Origin of the sequence: Aeromonas sp. ASNIH2, from assembly GCF_002934795.1 — a bacterium.
Taxonomy (GTDB): domain Bacteria; phylum Pseudomonadota; class Gammaproteobacteria; order Enterobacterales; family Aeromonadaceae; genus Aeromonas; species Aeromonas caviae.
The window spans coordinates 2,545,593-2,566,655 of record NZ_CP026406.1; the positions used below are offsets into that span (position 1 = coordinate 2,545,593).

At 63.9% G+C, this 21,063-nt stretch carries 17 protein-coding genes; all 17 read left to right on the forward strand.

The window, feature by feature from the left end; all coding sequences use genetic code 11:
• Positions 1-51: 51 nt before the first annotated feature.
• The 17 genes from mshE (at position 52) to C3F36_RS12090 (ending at position 21,052) form a co-directional block, all read left to right on the forward strand.
• A complete protein-coding gene (gene mshE / locus C3F36_RS12010) occupies positions 52-1,764 on the forward strand; it encodes an MSHA fimbrial ATPase MshE (RefSeq protein ID WP_104452008.1) in 1,713 nt (570 codons plus the stop codon).
• Between the two features lie 47 nt (positions 1,765-1,811).
• Positions 1,812-2,849: a type II secretion system F family protein gene (locus C3F36_RS12015; RefSeq protein ID WP_104455127.1), complete on the forward strand. Its 1,038-nt coding sequence runs from the start codon at positions 1,812-1,814 to the stop codon at positions 2,847-2,849.
• Positions 2,850-2,914: 65 nt separating this feature from the next.
• Positions 2,915-3,373: a hypothetical protein gene (locus tag C3F36_RS12020; protein ID WP_041214307.1), complete on the forward strand. Its 459-nt coding sequence runs from the start codon at positions 2,915-2,917 to the stop codon at positions 3,371-3,373.
• A 76-nt stretch (positions 3,374-3,449) separates the two neighbouring features.
• Entirely contained in the window at positions 3,450-4,109 is a 660-nt protein-coding gene (locus C3F36_RS12025; protein ID WP_104455128.1) for a prepilin-type N-terminal cleavage/methylation domain-containing protein, read from the forward strand.
• 19 nt (positions 4,110-4,128) lie between these two features.
• On the forward strand, positions 4,129-4,572 hold the full coding sequence (locus C3F36_RS12030; RefSeq protein WP_069652315.1) for a prepilin-type N-terminal cleavage/methylation domain-containing protein: 444 nt from the start codon (positions 4,129-4,131) through the stop codon (positions 4,570-4,572).
• A 62-nt stretch (positions 4,573-4,634) separates the two neighbouring features.
• Entirely contained in the window at positions 4,635-5,114 is a 480-nt protein-coding gene (locus C3F36_RS12035) for a prepilin-type N-terminal cleavage/methylation domain-containing protein (protein WP_104455129.1), read from the forward strand.
• Positions 5,101-5,673: a prepilin-type N-terminal cleavage/methylation domain-containing protein gene (locus C3F36_RS12040; RefSeq protein ID WP_104455130.1), complete on the forward strand. Its 573-nt coding sequence runs from the start codon at positions 5,101-5,103 to the stop codon at positions 5,671-5,673. Before C3F36_RS12035 ends, C3F36_RS12040 begins: the two co-directional genes overlap by 14 nt.
• Positions 5,673-6,530, forward strand: a complete 858-nt coding sequence (locus tag C3F36_RS12045; RefSeq protein WP_158656105.1) for a PilW family protein — start codon at positions 5,673-5,675, stop codon at positions 6,528-6,530. The genes C3F36_RS12040 and C3F36_RS12045 overlap by 1 nt, the downstream gene beginning before the upstream one ends.
• Positions 6,520-6,987, forward strand: coding sequence for an MSHA biogenesis protein MshP (locus C3F36_RS12050; protein WP_233759647.1), 468 nt, complete (start codon positions 6,520-6,522; stop codon positions 6,985-6,987). Before C3F36_RS12045 ends, C3F36_RS12050 begins: the two co-directional genes overlap by 11 nt.
• Before the next feature lie 25 nt (positions 6,988-7,012).
• A complete protein-coding gene (locus C3F36_RS12055; RefSeq protein WP_104455131.1) occupies positions 7,013-11,344 on the forward strand; it encodes a DUF6701 domain-containing protein in 4,332 nt (1,443 codons plus the stop codon).
• Between the two features lie 216 nt (positions 11,345-11,560).
• Complete coding sequence (locus C3F36_RS12060) at positions 11,561-12,601, forward strand: rod shape-determining protein (protein WP_005308111.1); 1,041 nt, start codon at positions 11,561-11,563, stop codon at positions 12,599-12,601.
• Between the two features lie 41 nt (positions 12,602-12,642).
• Positions 12,643-13,551, forward strand: a complete 909-nt coding sequence (gene mreC, locus C3F36_RS12065; protein ID WP_029313545.1) for a rod shape-determining protein MreC — start codon at positions 12,643-12,645, stop codon at positions 13,549-13,551.
• Positions 13,551-14,036 carry a rod shape-determining protein MreD gene (gene mreD / locus C3F36_RS12070; RefSeq protein ID WP_010672635.1) on the forward strand — a complete coding sequence of 162 codons (486 nt, stop codon included), beginning with the start codon at positions 13,551-13,553 and terminating at the stop codon, positions 14,034-14,036. The genes mreC and mreD overlap by 1 nt, the downstream gene beginning before the upstream one ends.
• 52 nt (positions 14,037-14,088) lie before the next feature.
• The gene (locus C3F36_RS12075) at positions 14,089-14,676 is read left to right on the forward strand and encodes a Maf family protein (protein WP_010672636.1); all 588 of its coding nucleotides are present in this window, start codon (positions 14,089-14,091) and stop codon (positions 14,674-14,676) included.
• A gap of 79 nt (positions 14,677-14,755) precedes the next feature.
• On the forward strand, positions 14,756-16,225 hold the full coding sequence (gene rng / locus C3F36_RS12080) for a ribonuclease G (RefSeq protein ID WP_039040432.1): 1,470 nt from the start codon (positions 14,756-14,758) through the stop codon (positions 16,223-16,225).
• Positions 16,226-20,128 carry a YhdP family protein gene (locus tag C3F36_RS12085; protein WP_199769576.1) on the forward strand — a complete coding sequence of 1,301 codons (3,903 nt, stop codon included), beginning with the start codon at positions 16,226-16,228 and terminating at the stop codon, positions 20,126-20,128.
• 117 nt (positions 20,129-20,245) lie between these two features.
• Positions 20,246-21,052 carry a carbon-nitrogen hydrolase family protein gene (locus C3F36_RS12090; RefSeq protein ID WP_043154366.1) on the forward strand — a complete coding sequence of 269 codons (807 nt, stop codon included), beginning with the start codon at positions 20,246-20,248 and terminating at the stop codon, positions 21,050-21,052.
• Positions 21,053-21,063: the final 11 nt, after the last annotated feature.

Here is a 21,063-nt window from a genome sequence, read left to right on the forward strand (position 1 = left end):
CATGCCATCGGACCAGGCAGCGGGCGTGAAGCAACAGAGATCGGAGCAACAATGGCACAACCCAGACTGAAAATGCGCCTAGGCGACCTGCTGGTACAGGAACAGATCATCTCGGATGATCAGCTGCAGCTCGCCCTGCAGCAGCAGCGCCAGACCGGCCGCAAGCTGGGGACCACCCTCATCGATCTCGGCTTCATCAGCGAGGTGCAACTGCTGACCTTCCTCGCCCGTCAGCTGGATGTGCCCTTCTTCGATCTCAACAACCTCACCATCGACGTCTCGGCCGTGGCGCTGTTGCCCGAGGTACAGGCGCGCCGCTACCGGGCGCTGGCCGTCAACCTGAGCGACGACAAGGTCACCGTGGTGATGTCGGATCCGGCGGATCTGAGCGCCCTCGACGCCATCGCTGCCCTGCTCAGCCCGCGGGAGCTGGTGCTGGCCGTGGCCCGTGAAGGCCAGCTGCTGGAGTATTTCGACCGCCTCTATCGCCGCACCCGGGAGATAGAGAACTTCGCGGTGCAACTGCACGAAGAGCACCAGGAGACCGGCTTCGAGCTGGGGGCCGGCAGCCTCAATGCCGCAGCCGACGAGGGGGAGGCGACGGTGGCCAAGCTGCTGCGCTCCCTGTTCGAGGACGCGGTACAGGTGGGGGCCTCCGACATCCATATCGAACCGGACGAGAAGGTGCTGCGCATTCGCCAGCGTATCGACGGCGTGCTGCACGAGAACATCCTCAACGAGGTGCGCATCGCCCAGGCGCTGGTGCTGCGCCTCAAGCTGGTGGCCGGGCTCGACATCTCCGAGAAGCGTCTGCCCCAGGATGGCCGCTTCAACATGAAGGTGCGCGGCCGCGATGTGGATGTGCGGATGTCCACCATGCCGGTGCAGTATGGCGAGTCCGTGGTGATGCGGCTGCTGGATCAATCCTCCGGCATCTTGTCGCTCGCCGAGACCGGGATGCCACCCGCCATCCTGACCCGCTTCCGCCGTCAGCTCAAACGCCCTCACGGCATGATCCTGGTGACGGGCCCGACCGGCAGCGGCAAGACCACGACGCTCTACGGCGCCCTCTCCGAGCTCAACCAGGCCAGCCACAAGATCATCACGGTGGAAGACCCGGTGGAGTACCGTCTGCCCCGCATCAGCCAGGTGCAGGTCAATCCCAAGATAGGGCTCACCTTCTCCCAGGTGCTGCGCTCCACCCTACGCCAGGATCCGGACATCCTGCTGGTGGGGGAGATGCGGGACAACGAGACGGTGGAGATCGGCCTGCGCGGCGCCATCACGGGTCACCTGGTGCTGACCACCTTGCACACCAACGACGCCGTGACCAGTGCTCTGCGTCTCATCGACATGGGGGCGCCCGGCTATCTGGTGGCGAGCGCCCTGCGGGCCGTGGTGGCCCAGCGCCTGGTGCGGCGGGTGTGTGAACACTGCGCCTGCGAGACGGCGCCGGACGAGGGGCAGGCCACCTGGCTCTCGGTGCTCTCCGGTGAAGCGCCGGGCCAGCATCGCTATCACAAGGGGCGGGGCTGCCAGAGCTGCAACTTCACCGGCTATGCGGGCCGGATCGGGGTCTACGAGCTGCTGGAGCTGGATCAATCCATGATGGATGCCCTGCGCCGCAACGATGCCGAGGGGTTTGCCCGGGCGGCACGGGCGCACGAGCACTACCGCCCCCTGGCCCTGACGGCGCTCGACTATGCCCGCGAGGGGATCACCTCGGTGGACGAGGTGCTTCGGCTGGCCGAGGACCTGGGGTAACGCATGAGGCATCTGGATCGTACTGAATCACTCTGCCGGGGTCGCCCATGAACCGTTTTGCCTACAAGGGGCGTGACAGCCAGGGCCAGGCCGTCAGCGGTGTGGTGGAAGCGGTGAGCGAGCTGGCCGCCGCCGAGCAGCTGATGCGCCGCGGGGTGATGCCCACCGAGCTGAAGGCCGGCAAGGCCAGGTCTGCCAGCATCGACTGGTCGCTGTCGAGCGCGATGCAGTCGCACCCGAAGGTATTCAGCAGCCTCTTCGTGGCCATCATCCACGTAGGGGAGAACACGGGTCAGCTGGAGGAGGCCTTCCTGCAGCTCGCCAACTATTTCGATCTGGAGCTGGAGACCCGCAAGCGGATCAAGACCGCCATGCGCTACCCCACCTTCGTGCTGATTGCCATCGCCGTCGCCATGGTGATCCTTAATATCATGGTGATCCCCGTCTTTGCCGGGATGTTTGCCAAGTTCGGGGTGGAGCTGCCGCTGGCGACCCGGATCCTGCTGGCCACCTCCCACTTCTTCGTTCACTACTGGTGGCTGCTGCTCGCCATCCTGGTGGGCGCCGTCGTCGGCTGGCGACGCTGGGTCGCCACCACCAAAGGCAGGCTGACCTGGCACAGATGGCAGCTGCGGCTGCCCATCGTCGGCTCCATCATAGAGCGCTCCCTGCTTGCCCGTTTTGCCCGCAGCTTCTCCATGATGCTCAAGGCCGGCGTGCCGCTCAACACGGCGCTGACCCTGGTGGCCGATGCGGTCGACAATGCCTGGATGGCGGGGCAGATCCGCGACATGCGGGGCGGCATCGAGCGGGGGGAGAGCCTGCTGCGCACCGCCGGCGCCAGCGGCCTCTTCACCCCTCTGGTGATGCAGATGATCGCGGTGGGGGAGGAGACCGGTCAAGTGGACGAGCTGCTGCACGAAGCGGCCGAGTATTACGAGCGTGAAGTGGATTATGACCTCAAGAGCCTCACCGCCCGCATCGAACCCATCCTCATCGGCATAGTGGCGGTCATGGTACTGGTGCTGGCGCTGGGTATCTTCACTCCCATGTGGGACATGATGAGAGCGGTGCGCGGCCAGTAGGCAGTATCTTCACGGTCATCCGGATGCCGCCCGTGCCGGGCACAGAGAACAAGGTATGAAAGAGCATGAGCAGAGAGTCCGAGCAGGATGAGCACTGGCTGGGGGGATATCGGCGGGTCGTCGTCTTTATCCTGCTGGCGGTCATCGTCACGACCCTGGTCATGAGCTATCGCAATCACAGGGAAGAGGCGCTGGCCATCAGCGCCAGCCTGCTCGGTGAGCAGTTTGCACAGCGGGCCCAGCGCCTGCACGGACGCTGGCTCGACGAGCGGCGTCCGTCGGTGCTCCATGCCGAGGGCACAGCCTGGCAGTTCGATGAGCGGGGCTGGCCTCTGGCGGTGTTGCCGCGCCAGTCGCCATCGGCCGATTGCCGTCAGCTCTGGCTCGCCCTGCTGGGGCACGATGAGGGGCTTTCGTCCTGGCAGGCCCTTGCCAGCGAAGGAGGCGGCGGGTGTGAATTCGGCCAGGAAGGGCACTGGCTGCACTACAGCTTCACCGATGGCCGGGTGGTGGCCCGCCCCTGATTGGGTGCTTCAAGTATTTCATTGACATGATTTTTTTCTATCCGCATGAAATAATGCGGACCATTACGGAGGCAGCATGGCAGCAAAGAGAGTGAGACCCGTTCGGGCGCTTGGCCGGATGGCCGGTTTTTCCCTGATTGAGCTGGTGATCGTCATCGTGATCCTGGGGATCCTGGCCGTCACCGCCTTGCCCCGTTTTCTCGATGTGACCGACGAGGCGAAGAAGGCGAGCGTGGAAGGGGTGTCCGGCGGTTTCGCCACCGGAGTGTCCCTGGTGCGGGCCCAGTGGGAGGCCGAAGGGCGTGCCAGGCAGGATGGACTCAACACCGTGCTCTATGACGGCTCGCGTTTCTATCTGACCACGCCGACCGACAGTCAGGCCAGCAATGGCGAGCTCTCTCCCGGATATCCCATGGACACGGCAGCAAGTGGCACGCCCGATGTGGATCCGGCCAGTCTGACGGCGGCCCGCTGTCTCAATATTTGGGAGGGGTTGTTGCAGAATCCTCCCAAGGCTACTGCCCGCTTTGACGAGGTGCGCGGTAGCGGCAATGACCTGAAGTTCTATGCCACGGTGAGCAACAATGGACTGGATTCGGTCTGCCGTTACTATCTGGTCAACAGCCTGAGCAAGGGAAGTGATGGACGTTATCAGGACCCGCAAGGGAGCACGGATGCGTTCATGAGTTTCAGTTATCGCCCGGCCTCCGGCCAGGTGACCACCAATATCAATTGATAAACCGAGGAAAGACGTAATGAAAAAGCAATCGGGCTTTACCCTGATCGAACTGGTCATCGTGATCATCATTCTGGGCATTCTGGCGGTCACCGCCGCACCCAAGTTCCTGAATCTGCAGGATGATGCGCGTCTGGCTGCCGCCAATGGCGTGAAGGCCTCCCTGCAAAGCTCTTCACAGCTGGTCTACAGCAAGGCTGCGATCCAGGGTATTGAGAGTTCTTCTGGTGCTGTCTCTGTAGCTGGCCAAACTATCGACACACGTTTTGGTTACCCTGTGAATGCTGATGCTGCTAAAACAGTCGCACTGGATGGTTGGAGTGAAGTGTCTGGTACTCCGGGGACCTTCAAACCGAGTAACGAACCAAACAGCAAGTGCGAAGTGAAGTATGACAATGAAGGTGCGATCGTGAATTCTGGCGATGTGCCTAGCATTACTGTAAATGATGAGTGCGGAAAATAACGTATTCATTGTTAGAGAACGCGAGGCTCTGAGCCTCGCTTCTTTTTTCTACTGAGGTTGCGATGACAATAAGTCGTGGTTTCACCCTGATAGAACTGGTGATAGTGATCCTGTTGCTCGGGATTCTGGCCGCCTTTGCCGTGCCTAAATGGCTGGGCAAAGGCGGCTTTGAAACCCATACCCTGCGTGACGAGCTGGTGGCCCGGCTGCGGCTGGTGCAGACCATGAACATGCAGGAAGGGCCGGCGCGCTGCACCCAGCTAGTGGTGGAGGCGAGCCGCTTCGGTCATCTGACCCTGCTTGGCAGCTGTACCCCCAAGCCCATCTCCGGCTGGAGTGCGGACGAGCAGAGCCGGGGGCGAGTCATCACCGCCTCCGGCGGCCTCTCCCTGCCTCAAGGGAGCTTTTCTTTCGACAAGCGCAGCGGCCGTCCGCTCTCACCCTCAACCTGCGTCAATGGCTGCAATCTGGCGGTGAGCAGCGGGCAGGAGAGCGCCCGGCTGCGCATCGAGCCGGAAGGTTATATCCATGCCCTCCCTTAAGGCCCGGTGCGGCTTCACCCTGATCGAGTTCGTGGTCGGTATTGTGCTGCTGGCCATCGCCCTGACCGGCGTCCTGGGGCTTCTCATCAATCAGGCACCCCAGGCGGTGGATCCGGTGCAGCAGGTACGGGCTGCCCAGCTGGCCCAGCGGATCTTAAGCGAGGTACTGCAAAAATCCTTCGATGAGCACTCGGATCACAATGGCGGCCGTTTTCGCTGCGGTGAGACCGCCGGCACGCCTCCCGTGGTCTATCCCCCCTGCACCTCGGTCGCCGACTACGGCCCGGAGGGGGGCGAGACCCGCCCCTATGCCTTCAACGACGTGGACGATTTCGACACGGCAGGCCGCTGGGTGGACGCCAGCTACTTTACCCAGGCCTCGGCCGCGAGCAGCGAAGAGGAGTATCGGCGCTACCAGGTGAAGATCGCGGTGGTGCCGGACACCCTCTTTGGCAGCGCGGGGGAGGGGGTCGAGTCCATCGGCAAGCGCATCACCCTGACCGTGCGCCTGCCGGACGGGAGCGAGCTGGTCTTCGGCCTCTATCGGGGGAACTACTGATGGGCAAGCCACATTCCCGTGATGCCGCGTGGGAACACCCATGTGCCAGACTCGCCCGTGACCGCGTTCGACCCGGGCGTGAGGGGGGCTTCACCCTGGTGGAGCTGGTGATGGTGATCCTGCTGCTCGGGGTGATGGCGACATTTTCCAGCCAGTTTATCGGCATCGGCACCCAGATTTACGGGGATGCCAGCCGCCGCGAGCAACTGATGAGCGATGCCCGTTTCGCCCTGGAGCGGCTCAATCGCGAGGTGCGTGACGCCGTCCCCGGTTCGGTGCGGGTCGAGGACGAAGGGGGCGGTGCCCAGGAGCAGGGGGCCTGCCTGCGGTTCTGGCCCATCGCCACTGCTGGCCGCTACCTGGAGACGGCGAGCAGCACAGTGCTTCGCATCGTCGAGCCTGTCACCATGCCGGCAAAGGAAGATACGGCCATCATCTATCCGCTGCCTGACACGACCTCTGGCAGTACCATCACGCTGGACAAGGGGTGTGTGCAGGGGCGTTGCACTGCCAGGGTGACCGAGGTAGGAACTCCCGTCTCCGGGGCTGTGCCGCTGACCCTGGCTGGTGCGTTCGCCAAGGACTCCCCGGGGCAGCGCATCTATTTTGCGAACCAGCAGGTGCTCTATTGCGTGAGAGGGGGCAACCTCTGGCGCATGGCCAAGTCCCTGGACGACACCCTGAGCAGCAGTGAGACCACCCGGTTGATGGCGGAGCATATTCGTCCCGCCGCCTATTACTTCTATCGGGAACCAGCCGCCTTCAACCAGAGCGAGGTGGGGCTGCGGCTGGAGTTCGAGCAGCGCGACGAGCGCGTCGTCTTCCACCACAAGCTGGAGACCCTCAATGTGCCCTGATACTCCCACCATGGTGAGGTCCCAGCGGGGCAGCGCCATCCTGATCGCCCTCTTCGTCATCGTCATCATGGCCCTGCTGGCGGCGGCCATGGGGAGTTTCCTGGTGGACAGCAGCGAGAAGCACACGGTGGAGGTGCGCGGCGTGCGTGCCCTGATGGCGGCCCAGAGCGGGCTCGAAGTTGCACTGTACCGGCTCTATCCCAATGGGGAGTGGCAGGGGCAGGCCAGCCGGTGCGTCCCCGTGGCGCTCGACTTCACCGAGCCCGGGCTTGCCGGGTGTCAGGCCAGCATCACCTGCAACAGGGTGACGGTGAGTGCGGCCGGCGGGACCCAAACCGGATACCGATTCAGCAGTGAAGGGCGCTGTGGCCAGCCCGATGCCGGCAGCGGCCCGAACCCCGATTTTGCCGTCAGCCGCACCCTGGTGGCGGAAGCCTTTGATGGAGCGACGCCATGAGCCCCCTGCCAAGGAGCCAGACCCCATGAAGTCCAGCCAGCCTCTTCGCGGCGCCCTGTTGTGGATCTTGCTGGGATCCACCTCGGTGCAGGCCGCCAGCCAGTGTACCGAAGCCTTCCTTTTCCCGGTGCAGAGCCACGCCTCCCCCGGCGTGCTGAGCATGAACAATGAAAGCAAGATCATCAGCACCACAGTGGGGGCCAGTTACCCCTTCCTGACCAAAAACATCCAGCCCAACGCCAACTGCAACAACGGTGGCTTCTGGAACAACGGCACCTGGGTCTCCAATTGCAACGTCAGCGGCGCCCTTGCCAGTGTGCTCAAGGATGTGACCTTCATCAGCGACCCCGACGCGTTTCCGGCCAACCCGGGGGGCTTCCCCTCCTACAGCGGGAAAAATGATCTCGCTTGCGACGGGGCCATCTCTCCTGCTGCCGGTGACTACAAGAACGCCTCGTGGGGGGGCAGCAGCTGCGTGGCGACCCTGAAATCGGGCCAGACCTATCGCTTCGATACCTTGTCTATCAGCGAAGGGGCGATGCTCAACCTCAACGGGGCGACCGTCTATGCCCAGAAGATGACCATCAAGAATGAATACAACAGTGGCGTCACCGGGTCGGGAGACCTTCATGTGAACGATCTGACCGTGACGAGTCAGGGCAAGCTCAATGACGCCAGGGTCACCGTCTACAGCACCCTTGAGGTCTCGGGCAATGGCAATACCGGGACCGCCGTCTTCCAGCCGCACTACCTGGACAAGGTCACCATGGAGGTCTCAGCCAGTGGCCAGAGCGTGCTCATGGGGGCAGGGGACTGGTTCATCAAAAGCCTGGGGATGAAGAGCAACAGTGCCATGACCTTCCAGGGGCAGAGCTCCCTCGCCGTCTATGGGCTCAAGATGGAAAACGAGAGCCGGATCTCCGCCGCAGGGAGTCGCAGCGACCTGACGCTCCAGCTTCACCAGACCCTGGAGGTGAGCGGCAACGGCACTCTCAACGGGTATCTGCAGGCCAGCTACCTCAAGACGTTCAAACACCAGAGCACCTCCAACATCAATTTCTACTTCCGTGGCGGCAACCACTGGATAGACAAGATGGAGCTCGGCCAGAACGACAGGCTGATCTTTGACAGCGGCAGTGCCGCGAGGTTGTACATCAAAAGCGATCTGGCCCTGAGCGACCAGATGGAGGTTAATGCCGGGGGCAAGGCCAACGACCTGATGATGTATCACTTCGGCAAGGTCACCATGAGCGGCAATACCAAACTCAACGCCATTCTCTATGTGAACGCCGGGGATCTGGCCATGAGTGGCCAGGCCGTGCTGACCGGCGCCGTGTCGGCGGTGAACGTCTCCATGACCAACAACAGCAAGGTGATCCACGAGCCCTTCAACGGCGACTGGCCGGGCATGTGTGAAGACCCACTGACCTGTTTCAGCGACGACTTCTCCGCCAGCACCCTTGGCAGCGACTGGGTGGTGGCTCAACGCAATGGCAGCACCTTGCCCTCTTTGCAAAACGGTCGCCTGCGGCTGACCCAGAATACGACCAACCAGGCCACCTCTGCGACCTTCCAGCGCCTCTTCCCGGGGGCCAGCAATCTGGTGACTATCGAGTTCGATCAGTATGCCTACAAGACCTCCGGCTCGAGCGGGGCGGACGGGATGGCGGTGGTGCTCTCCGATGCGACGATCACGCCCCAGCCCGGCGCCTTCGGTGGCCCGCTGGGTTATGGCTTCAAGACCGGGATCAGCGGTTTTGCCGGCGGCTGGATGGGGGTCGGTATCGACGAATACGGCAACTATGCCAACGAGGGGGGCTCCTATAATCCCGGGTCTCGTCCTCAGGCCGTTTCCATTCGTGGCTCCGGTGCCAGTTCGGGGACCTCGGGCTATCGCTATCTGGCGGGAACGGCGAGCAACCTGAGCCCGGCAGTGGACAGCGGAACCAATGGCAACCGCCCCCATCGTTACCGCATCACCATTGACTCGCGCACTGCCGGCAGTTCACTTGCGTCGGTTGAGCGGAACACGGGCTTGGGTTACACCATGCTGGTGGGGCCCATCAATATGGTGAACCAGACGGGGCAGGCGGCGGTGCCCGCCAACTTCCTGCTGTCGCTCACCGGCTCCACCGGTTCTGTGACGAACTACCATGAGCTCGACAACGTCCGGATCTGCGCCCTCAAATCCCATCCGGTGGGCACCCAGATCGATCACTTCGAGTTCGATCACTCCGGTCAGGCCCTGACCTGCAACCCCGAGACCCTCACCATCCGGGCCTGCGCCAACGCCAGTTGCAGCCAACTGTTCACGGACCCGGTGAGCGCCATCCTGACCCCCCTCAAGAATGGCAGCAACGGCTGGATAGCCGGCAGCCAGGTGAGCTACAACGGCAACACCGCTACCGTCAATTTCAGCAACGGCACCGCCAAATTGCAGCTGCGCAACAATCTGGCGACGGCCATCACAGTGGGAGTGAGCGGCTCGACGCCGTCCACCAAACCCCTGAGCACCACCCTGTGCCGCGCCGGCAGTGGTGCCCTGAGCGCCGCCGCCTGTACCTTGAGCTTTGCCGACAGCGGCTTCGTGTTCGATGTGCTGGATACCCTGGCGAACAGGCCGCAGCAGGTGGTGATGAAGGCAGTCAAGAAAGACGATGCCAGCCAGCAGTGCGTGCCGAGCTTTGCCGGTGTGAGCAAACCTGTTCGTTTCTGGAGCGACTATGTGAGCCCGGCGAGCAACATCTTCGGCAGCAAGGTGACGGTCAACGGCAATGCCATCGCTACGTCGCAGGGGGCGTCCACCACCAGCAACCTGAGCTTCGATAGCAAAGGGGAGACTACCCTGACGGTGAGCTACCCGGATGCGGGCCAGATGCGGCTCAATGCCCGCCACGATGGCAGCGGTGATACCGCAGGGCTGGTGATGACGGGCTCGGATCTGTTCGTGAGCCGCCCGGTAGGGCTCTGCATCACGCCCACCCAGGGGGCCTGCGCGGCAGGTGATATCACCTGCCCTGTGTTCAAGAGGACGGGAGACAGCTTCTCGCTCAATATCCAGGCCATGGCGTGGCAGAGCGACAGCGATGGGGATAACTGCACCGGCAATGGCACCACCCCCAACTTCGTGTTGTCCGACATCGCCCTGACCAGCGAGCTGGTGGCCCCTCAGGGGGGCGTGGTCGCCCAGGTCACCCCGACCAGGTATAGCCACGTTGCAGCCAGTGCCAGCCTCAATACACCCGCCCTCAGCCTCAACGAGGTCGGGGTCTTCAGGATCAAGGCGACGCCACCGGCGGCTACGTTGCCAGAGGGAAGCACAGTATCAACGGGCTATTTCGGTTACACCATCCCTCCCGCCACCAGCGTGCCGCTGGGGCGCTTCGTACCCTGGGACTTCAACATGACGAGCGGTACCGTCACCCCGGCCTGCGGCGGTTTCAGCTATATGAGCCAGCCATTCGGGATACAGACGGTGGTGGAGGCGCGCAACAAGGAAGGGAGTGTCACGAGGAACTACCGTGATGCCTTTGCCAGAGGGGCCCTCACCCTGGTGGCCGCCAACAATCAGGACGGGGTGGACAGATCCAATCGGCTGGCACCTCTGGCCGCCAGCTGGACCGAAGGAACAGGCAAGCTGTCAGGTCAAACCCGCTTTATGCGGCTGCGCGAACTGACCCCTAGCCTGACCGCACCGGAAGAGCCCTTGCCGCTCCTGCGACTAGGGCTCAGAGTGACGGACGGTGAGACTCCTGAGACCAGCTTCCTCAGCGGTCGGAACATGAATCCGGCCGTCAGCGGCAACTGCCAGAGCGGGGTGAACTGCACCGCCAGGCAGCTCGCTATTTTGCAAGGGGAGAACGACACCATGATCGCCTACTACGGCCGGCTGCTCGCCAGCACTCGTCAGGGGGCAGCCAGTGCCCCGCTGGCGCTGCCGCTTCAGGTGCAATATTTCGAAGGGGGCCAGTGGCGAGCCAATTCGCAAGATATCTGTACCCAGATCTCCCTGGCGGGAGGTGGTATCGTCTTTACCGATGCGGAGCAACGCTATGACTCCGCGACGGGGGATCTGATCCTCAAAGACGGTACCCGCATTCGCCTTGGTCTCGGCAATGTGGCTCCGGGCGGTACTCAGGTCGGTTTCGACGCAGGCGAGACCCGGTTCCACTTCGCGCCACCCAATCAGGCGGTACGCATTCCCTATCAAATCGTGCTGGAGAAACAGCCGCTGCAACCCCTGGCGCCGACCTGGTTGGCGGATCCCGCGACCGAGGATCACCTGATGGGGATTGCGATCTTTGGTCGGGACAGGGGTAATGACAGAATTATTTATCGCCGCGAAGTGATGCCCTGACACCCGGGCTGACACGAGGAGATAGACGCATTGCTGTACAGTGGCGTCTTATCTCCTTGTTTCGTAGTGTTTGTCGGCCTGAGCGGGTGAGTGATGACTCGCATTTTTGTCGCGCCTGATTGATTGGCGACAGTTTGAGCGCTTGCCCATTGGGGTGGGCATTGGTAAAGTTAGCCGGTTTTCTGCACCTCCAAATTCTTAGGATTTCCCGTAGCCATGTTCAAAAAGCTCAGAGGCGTCTTTTCCAACGATCTGTCGATCGACTTGGGAACTGCCAACACCCTGATCTATGTAAAAGATCAAGGGATCGTCCTTAACGAACCCTCAGTTGTCGCCATTCGCCAAGAGCGCGGGAACGCCAAATCGGTCGCTGCTGTCGGTCATGCCGCCAAGCAGATGCTGGGTCGTACCCCGGGTAACATCTCCGCCATTCGCCCGATGAAAGACGGCGTGATCGCCGATTTCTACGTGACCGAGAAGATGCTGCAGCACTTCATCAAACAGGTTCACGACAACAACTATTTCCGCCCCAGCCCGCGCGTGCTGGTGTGCGTACCCTGCGGCTCCACTCAGGTGGAACGTCGCGCCATCAAGGAATCCGCTCTGGGCGCCGGCGCCCGCGAGGTTTACCTGATCGATGAACCCATGGCTGCCGCCATCGGTGCCGGCCTGCCGGTCTCCGAAGCGACCGGTTCCATGGTGGTGGACATCGGTGGCGGTACCACCGAAGTGGCCATCATCTCCCTGAACGGCGTGGTCTACTCCCAGTCCGTCCGTATCGGTGGCGACAAGTTCGACGAAGCCATCATCAGCTACGTCCGTCGCAACTACGGCAGCCTGATCGGGGAAGCCACCGCCGAGCGCATCAAGCACGAGATCGGCTCCGCCTATCCGGGCGAAGAGGTGCGCGAGATCGAAGTGCGCGGTCGCAACCTGGCCGAGGGTGTGCCCCGCAGCTTCACCCTGAACTCCAACGAGATCCTGGAAGCGCTGCAAGAGCCGCTCTCCGGCATCGTCTCCGCCGTCATGGTGGCCCTGGAGCAATCCCCGCCCGAGCTGGCGTCCGACATCTCCGAGCGCGGCATGGTGCTGACCGGTGGTGGTGCCCTGCTCAAGGACATCGACCGTCTGCTGATGGAAGAGACCGGCATCCCGGTCGTCGTGGCTGAAGATCCCCTCACTTGTGTCGCCCGTGGCGGTGGCAAGGCGCTGGAGCTGATCGATATGCACGGTGGCGATCTGTTCCACTACGAATAAGACCCAAAGCCGGCCGAGCGCCGGCTCTTTTTTGACGACTCATGAAACCCATCTTCGGTAGAGGCCCTTCGCTTCAGTTACGGTTGTTTCTCGCCGTCATCATCTCCGTCGCTGCCATCGTCGCGGATTCCCGCTTCGGTGTGTTCAGCCATGTCCGCGTTTATCTGAGCTCCCTGGTGAGCCCGCTGCAATACATCGCCAACGCCCCCGGCACCCTGCTCGACACCATGTCGACCCAGGTGCAGACCCGCGCCGATCTCATCGAGCAGACCAAGCAGCAGGAGCAGCAACTGTTCACCCTGCGCTCGCGCCTGCTCAAGATGGATCAGCTGGAGCATGAGAACCAGCGTCTGCGCGAGCTGCTGGGGTCGCCGGTACACAAGGAGTCCCGCAAGATGGTGGCCGAGCTGCTGTCGGTGGATTCCGACCCCTTCAGCCATCAGGTGCTGATCAACAAGGGGGCGCTGGATGGCGTCTACAACGGCCAGCCGGTGATCAACGATCAGGGGGTGGTCGGCCAGGTGCTCCACGTGGGCTCCACCACCAGTCGCGTCCTGCTCATCACCGACTCCAGCCACGGTATCCCGGTGCGGGTGCTGCGCAACGACTTGCGCGCCATCGCCTCCGGCAGCGGCGAGCTGGACAAGCTGGAGCTGCGCAACCTGCCCCGCAACACCGACGTCCAGGTCGGCGATCTGCTGGTCACCTCGGGCCTGGGCGGCCGCTTCCCGGAAGGTTATCCGGTGGCGACCGTGACCCGCTCCGACTATGTGGAGGGCAAGCCCTTCGCCCAGATCGAGGCCAAGCCGCTGGTGGCGCTGGACCGTCTGCGCTACCTGCTGCTGCTGTGGACCGACAAGAAACCGGAAGTACACGACAAGGATGCCCTTGAGCCTGCGGCGAGCGCCTCGGCGGCCACGGCAACCTCGGCGGCGGGGGCGACGCGCTGATGCTGCAACCCGCCAGCGGCAGGATCTGGATCTGGTGTTCGATCCTGCTGGCCCTGTGCCTCTCCATCCTGCCGCTTCCCTTTCAATTCGAACCCTTCCGTCCGGACTGGCTCGCCATGGTGCTCATCTACTGGGCGCTGGCGCTGCCGCACCGGACCAACGTCGGCACCGCCTGGGTGGCGGGCCTGCTGCTGGACGTGCTGCTCGGCAGCACCCTCGGCGTGCGGGCCATGGCCATGGCCATCACCACCTACCTGGCGGCATTCCAGTTCCAGAAGATCCGCAACTTCTCCCTCTGGCAGCAGGCGCTGATCATCGGTCTGCTCTCCCTGGTGGGGAAGATCACCGTGTTCTGGGCGGAGCATCTGTTCAGCCGGGCCAGCCTCAACTTCGCCTACTTTTGGTCGACGTTGACGACGATGTTAATATGGCCCTGGATTTTTATGGTCTTGCGCAAGGTGCGGCGTCGCTTCAATATCAAGTGAATGTGAATAAAAACAACGCATTGTAACTGCACATCGTCTCATTGAGTGAAGTATGAACAAGCACAACGAACTGCAACTCTATCTCGCCTCGGGCTCTCCCCGCCGGCACGAGCTTCTGACCCGCCTGGGCTACCGTTTCGAGGTCCTCAAGCTGGATGTGCCGGAGCTGCGCAACGACGGTGAGAAGCCCCAGGATTACGTCTGCCGGCTGGCCCGCGACAAGGCGATGGCCGGTGTGGCCGCGGCGCCCACGGCGCTGCCTGTGCTGGGGGCCGACACCATAGTGGTGCTGGGGGAGCGGGTGCTGGAGAAACCCTCCGACCTGCTGGACGCCAAGGACATGCTGGAAGCCCTCTCCGGGCGGGTACACCAGGTGATGACGGCGGTGGCCCTGGCCACCCCGGAGCGGTGCGATGTGCGGCTGGTCACCACCAACGTGGCGTTTCGCAAGCTGGACGAGGCCGAGATCGAAGCCTACTGGCGCACCGGCGAGCCGTGCGACAAGGCGGGCGCCTATGCTATCCAGGGCATTGCCGGCAAATTCGTCAGTCGCCTCGAGGGGAGCTACAGTGCCGTGGTCGGCCTGCCCCTGCTGGAGACGGACCTGTTGATCAAGCAGCACCTCGAGCAGACCCGGTAATCCTCTCGTCAGCAGTGCGCTGCTGAGTTACCCGTTGTTCGTCGTGCCAGAATTCAAAACTAGAAAGGCAAGGTAACTTATGTCGGTAGAACTGCTGGTAAACGTCACCCCCTCCGAAACCCGGGTCGCCCTGGTCGAGAACGGTCTGCTGCAGGAAGTGCATGTGGAGCGTCAGGCCAAGCGCGGCATCGTGGGCAACATCTACAAGGGCAAGATCAGCCGCGTGCTGCCCGGCATGCAGGCCGCCTTCGTTGACATCGGCATGGACAAGGCCGCCTTCCTGCACGCCTCCGACATAGTGCCCCATACCGAGTGTGTGGCGATCAAGGAGAAGGAGCAGTTCCAGGCCGGCAACATCGCCGAACTGGTGCGCCAGGGGCAGGACATCATGGTACAGGTGGTCAAAGACCCGCTCGGTACCAAGGGGGCTCGCCTCACCACCGACATCACCCTGCCATCCCGTTATCTGGTCTTCATGCCGGGCAGTGCCCACGTGGGGGTCTCCCAGCGCATCGAATCCGAGGCGGAGCGCGAGCGCCTCAAGCGCACCGTGGCCGGCTATGTGGACGAACTGGGCGGCTACATCATCCGCACCGCCGCCGAAGGGGTAGGGGAGCAGGAGCTGGAGCAGGACGCCGCCTTCTTGAAGCGCCTGTGGCGCAAGATCCTCGAGCGCAAGCAGAAGTACCCCCCCTGCAAGATCCTCTACGAGGATCCCAGCCTGGCGTTCCGGGTGGTGCGCGACTTCGTCGGGGCCGAGCTCGACAAGATCCGGGTCGACTCCCGCCAGAGCTTCGATCAGCTCAAGCGCTTCACCGAGGAGTACGTGCCCGAGCTCGCCAACAAGCTGGAGTACTACTCCGGCGAGTCGCCCATCTTCGATCTCTACGACGTGGAGAACGAGATCCAGCGCGCCCTGGAGCGCAAGGTGGAGCTGAAATCCGGCGGCTACCTCATCATCGATCAGACCGAAGCCATGACCACGGTGGACATCAACACCGGCGCCTTCGTCGGCCATCGCAATCTGGAAGAGACCATCTTCAACACCAACGTCGAGGCCACCGCCGCCATCGCCCGTCACCTGCGCCTGCGCAACCTCGGCGGCATCATCATCATCGACTTCATCGACATGCAGTCCGAGGATCACCGCCGCCGGGTGCTGCACAGCCTGGAGCTGGCGCTGGCCAAGGACAGGGCCAAGACCAACGTCAACGGTTTCTCCCAGCTCGGGCTGGTGGAGATGACCCGCAAGCGCACCAGGGAGAGCCTGGAGCACGTGCTCTGCGCCGAGTGCCCCGAGTGCAAGGGGCGCGGCCGGGTCAAGACGGTGGAGTCGGTCTGCTTCGAGATCCTGCGGGAGATCATCCGGGTCAACCGCGCCTACGACGCGGATCAGTTCACCGTCTATGCGGCTCCTTCGGTGGCCGATTACCTGCGGGGGGAGGAGTCCCACAGTCTGGCGGAGCTGGAAGTCTTCATCGGCAAGCAGGTCAGGGTGGTCTCCGAGCCTCTCTGTGGGCAGGAACAGTTCGATGTGGTGATGATGTAATTGGTCTACCGCTGGCTGAGTCGGGGCTGGTTGGCCCTCGGAGTCTTCTTCGTGCTGCTGGCCGTTCTGGTCAGCGTCGTACGACTGGGCGGCCCCTTGCTCAACCAGCACCGGGCGGCCGTGATAGGGACTCTGCTCGGGGAGAGCCAGCTCGAGGTGAGCGTGGATCACGTCGGGCTGGACTGGACTCCCCGCGGCCCGGCCATCGGGCTGGAAGGACTGGCCATCGCCCCCGATTCGGGGCGTTTCTCCCTGCGCCTTGGCAAGGTGTGGGCCCACCTCGACTTCTGGCGCTCCCTCAACAAACTCAGACCGGTCTTTGGCCAGTTGATCCTGAGCGACGGCAACATCGCGCTGGACATGACCCAGCCCGCCACCCCCGTCAGCGGGAAGAGCGCGAACCAGCAGGAGGCCCTGCTGCGCTTCCTGCTGACCCAGCTCTCCACCTTCGACATTCACGACACTCGCCTGAGCCTCACCACGGCACTGGGGGAGGTGCGCGCCCTCGACATCGCCCAGTTGCGCTGGCAGAACCGCGGCAAGCGGCATCAGGGGGTCGGCAAGGCCTATCTCATCAACGGGGTGGGGGAGAGCACCCTGGACCTCATCATCGATGTGGATGCCCCAGAGGTGCGGCTCGACCGCCTCAAGGGCCAGCTCTATCTGGGGGCCAGCGAGCTGGACATCAGCCCCATGCTGGCCAGGATCCACGCCGGCGCGCCGCCGGTGAGCGGCCAGCTCGACTTCCAGCTCTGGAGCGAGTTCGAGAAGGGCAGGCTCGGCAACTCCCTGCTGGCCTTTGGCAACAACCACCTGATCTGGAAAGACGAGATCAAGGGGGAGCCGCACCGCCTCGACCTGCAGGGGGGCAAGATCCAGCTGCGCCGGGACGGCGAGGCGTGGCAGCTCGCCAGCCACGACGTCACCTTCAAGCTCGATGGCGCCACCTGGCTGCACAGCCGCCTGCAGCTCGAGCGCATCGGCTCACGCATCCAGGGCTATGTGCCCGCCATCGATCTCGACCAGATTGCCAACCTGAGCCAGCTGGTCTCCGGCCTCTATCCCGAGCTGACCGAGACCCTCAAGCGCACCCGGCCAAGGGGCCAGTTGCAGGAGCTGGTCCTGCAAGCCGACGGGGACTGGCAGGGGCTCTCTCTGCAGGGGCAACTGCGCGGCTTCGGGACCCGGGCCTGGCACGATGTGCCCGGTCTGCAAAAGCTGGACGGTGACTTCTGGCTGACCCCGAACGGGGGGCGTGCCCGCCTGACCCTGGGCAAGGGCAAGGTGGATCCGGCCCGCCACTTCAAGGAACCCATCCCGGTGGACAGCCTGAGTGCGGCCCTCGACTGGTGGCGGGCGCCGCAAGGCTGGGTGCTCTATGGCCAGGACATTGCCCTGGACAACCCGGATCTGCGCCTCGCCAGCCGGTTTCGCCTCGAGCTGTTCGAGCACCCCTTCCTCGCCCTGACCGGGCGGATCGACGTCAAGAACGCGGCCCATGCGGATCGCTACTACCCCCTGGCGGTGATGGATGAGGGGCTGGTGAGCTACCTGAGCGGCGCCATCAAGGGGGGCAAGGCCAAGGGTGCAGACCTGCTCTGGTACGGCGAATTCCGTGACTTCCCCTACGACAACGGCAAGGGCGTCTTCCAGGTGGCGGTGCCGCTGCAACAGGCCACCTACGAGTTTTTCCCGGGCTGGCAGCCGCTGACCGACCTGCAGATCGATCTGCTGTTCCAGAACGCCAGCCTCGACATGAACAGCCGCGCCACCCAGCTCGGCAAGGCCAGCTCCGACTCGGTGCACGCTTGGATCCCGGACCTCTATCCGGGGGCTCACCTCTACGTGGATGCCAGGGTTGAGGGCGAGGGCAAGGCCATCAGCGACTATTTGCAGGACTCGCCGCTGGGGGGATCCGTCGGTCAGGCGCTGCGGGAGGTGGAGATCCGCGGCCCCATGAAGGGCACGGTGAAGCTCGACATACCGCTGGATGGCGAGGGGGAGGTCAAGGCCAGCGGGGAAGCCAGCTTCAAGGACAACAAGGTGAGGATCGCCTCCCTGGACCTGCCCCTCGACGGGGTCGCAGGGACGCTCGAGTATGACAACGAGCAGACGCGCATTCACAACCTCAAGGCCAGCCTGTGGAACCAGCCGCTGACCCTGGATTATCAGGGGCGGCAACTGCCCCACGGCTATCAGGCCGACCTCAAGTTCCAGGGGCAGTGGGACAGCCGCCGCCAGCGCCGGGACATACCGGCCCTCGAGATGCTCCAGGGGCGCAGCAACTGGTCGGGTACCCTGGGGCTGACCCTGCCCGAGAACAAGGCGTTCAGCTTCCAGCTGGCGCTGGACTCCAACCTGCAGGGCATGGGGCTGGATCTGCCCGTGCCCCTGACCAAGGCGGCGGGTACCCGGCTGCCCCTCAAGGTGACGGCCCGTGGGCGGGATGGCAGCGCCGACATCCGCGCCGTGCTGGGGGTGGACATCGACATGCAGAGCCGCCTGGTGTACGGCGACGGCGTGCCCTATCTCAGCCGGGTGCGGGTCAACATCGGCCAGCCCGGGGCGCGGGTGATGCAGGACAAGCCCATGCTGCTCGCCATCAACCAGCAGCAGGCGGACGTGGCCGGCTGGCTGGCCCGTCTCAAGCAGTGGCTGCCGGCCAAGGCGCAGGCGACGCAGGGCAATGCGGTGGTGGGCCCCGCTTTCTTGCCCCAGGAGTGGTGGGTGGATGGCCAGCTGGCCCGTGCCGACATCGGCAGTGCCAGCCTCAAGGCGGTGCACTTCACCCTGGGGCCGGTGAACCAGGCCACCGAGGTGATGATCGACAGCCCCGACGTGATGGGGGTGGTGCGGGTGCCGGTGGCCGATGGGCGCCCCATCGATGCCAAGTTTGCCCGCATCTACTGGTCCGGCAAGGGGACCGATCTCAGCCCGGATCCCGATGAGCGCCAGGACAGGGCCATCATGAATGCCATTCCCTGGCTCACCTTCAGCTGCGTGGATTGCCGCTTCGGCGAGCTGCCCCTGGGTGAGGTGAAGGGGGAGCTGCTGCCCGGGGCCAACCGGCTGGATCTCAAAGGACTGGAGATGCGCCTGGCGGGCAGCACCCTGCGCGGCAGCGCCGAGTGGCTGGCCCGTGGCAGCCAGATGCAGACCCGTGCCAGGGTGAACCTCGAGACCCGCAACAGCGAGCTGCTGCTCAAGCGGCTCGGCTACACCTCGCCCATCGGGGATGCCCCGGGCAAGCTGGCGCTGGATCTGAACTGGCGTGACGTGCCCTACCGCCTGAGCCTGCCGACTCTGGCGGGCAGCGCCGACTACCAGCTGGAGGGAGGCACCCTGCGGGAGGTCAACGACAAGGGGGCCCGGCTGCTCTCCCTGCTGAGCCTCGACTCCCTGATGCGCAAGCTGCGCCTCGATTTTCGCGATGTATTCGACAAGGGCTTCTATTTCGAGTCCATGTCCGCCTCCGCCAAGGTCAATCAGGGGGTGGTGGAGAACAACGACTTCTACATGAAGGGGGCCGCGGGCAACCTGCGGGGCAAGGGCATCGCGGATCTGGTGCGCTGGCGGCTCGACTTTGATCTGAGCTTCTCCCCGAACCTGGGGGGTACCCTGCCGGTGGTGGCGGCCTTCTCGCTGACCCCCATCACCGGGCTCTATGTGCTGGCCCTCTCCAAGCTGCTGGAGCCCGTGGTGGACGTGGTGACCCGCATCGATTTTCGGGTCTCCGGCCCGCTGGACGCCCCCAGGCTGGTGGAGGCGGGGCGGGATCGCGCCCGCATCAAGCTCAACCAGCACCAGAAGGATGCGGTGGATGCGGTGGCGCCCGGCCTGCCCGCCAAGGAGGTCACCCCCTTCCTGCTCGATCCCAAGCATCAGGGCTCGGGTCAGCGCTGAGGGCATGCACCGGGCTGGGGGACTTTCCCCCGGCCGCCAAACCCCTCATAGTGCGGATATTGCCCGCGAGCCGAGAAGGCCTTGTGTCACCGGCTCGCCCAACAGAAGGAGCGCGTCATGTGGCTAGCCGCCATGCAGTTGATATCGGGTCGTACCTGGCAGGATAACCGGGAGCGGATCGCCGCCGAGCTGGCGAGTCTGCCCGGGGAGCGCCCCTTGCTGGTGCTGCTGCCGGAAAACTTCGCCCTCTTTGGCGAGCGGCAGGGGTATCTGGACGGGGCAGAGCCATTGGGAAATGGCCCAATCCAGCAGCAACTCTCTGATTGGGCCAAATCCCACGGCATCTGGCTGGTGGCCGGGGCCATGCCCACCGCCATCGCCGGTGCCGACCACATTCACACCAGTACCCTGGTGTTCGATCCCGACGGCGAGCTCAAGGGGCATTACCACAAGATCCACCTGTTCGACGTGGACGTGGCGGACAATCACGGTCGCTACCGGGAGTCGGAGACCTTCAGCCCGGGTGATCAGCCTGTGCTGGTGGACTCCCCCTTTGGTCCCCTCGGCCTTTCTATCTGTTATGATCTGCGCTTTCCCGAGCTGTACCGCCAGTTGGCCCGGGCCGGTGCCCGGGTGCTGCTGGTGCCTGCCGCCTTTACCGCCGTCACCGGCGAGGCGCACTGGGAGCCTCTGCTGCGGGCCCGTGCCATCGAAAACCAGTGCTACGTGGTGGCCGCCAACCAGGGGGGTACCCACGAGACGGGGCGCCAGACCTGGGGCCACAGCATGGTGATCGACCCCTGGGGCCGGGTGCTGGCCTGTCGGGCGTCGGGGCAGGGCACTGTGCTGGCGCCGCTGGATGGGGCCCTGGTCGATGAATTGAAACGCACCATGCCGGTGCTGCAACACGCCCGCCTGTTGTGAGCCCGCGGCCG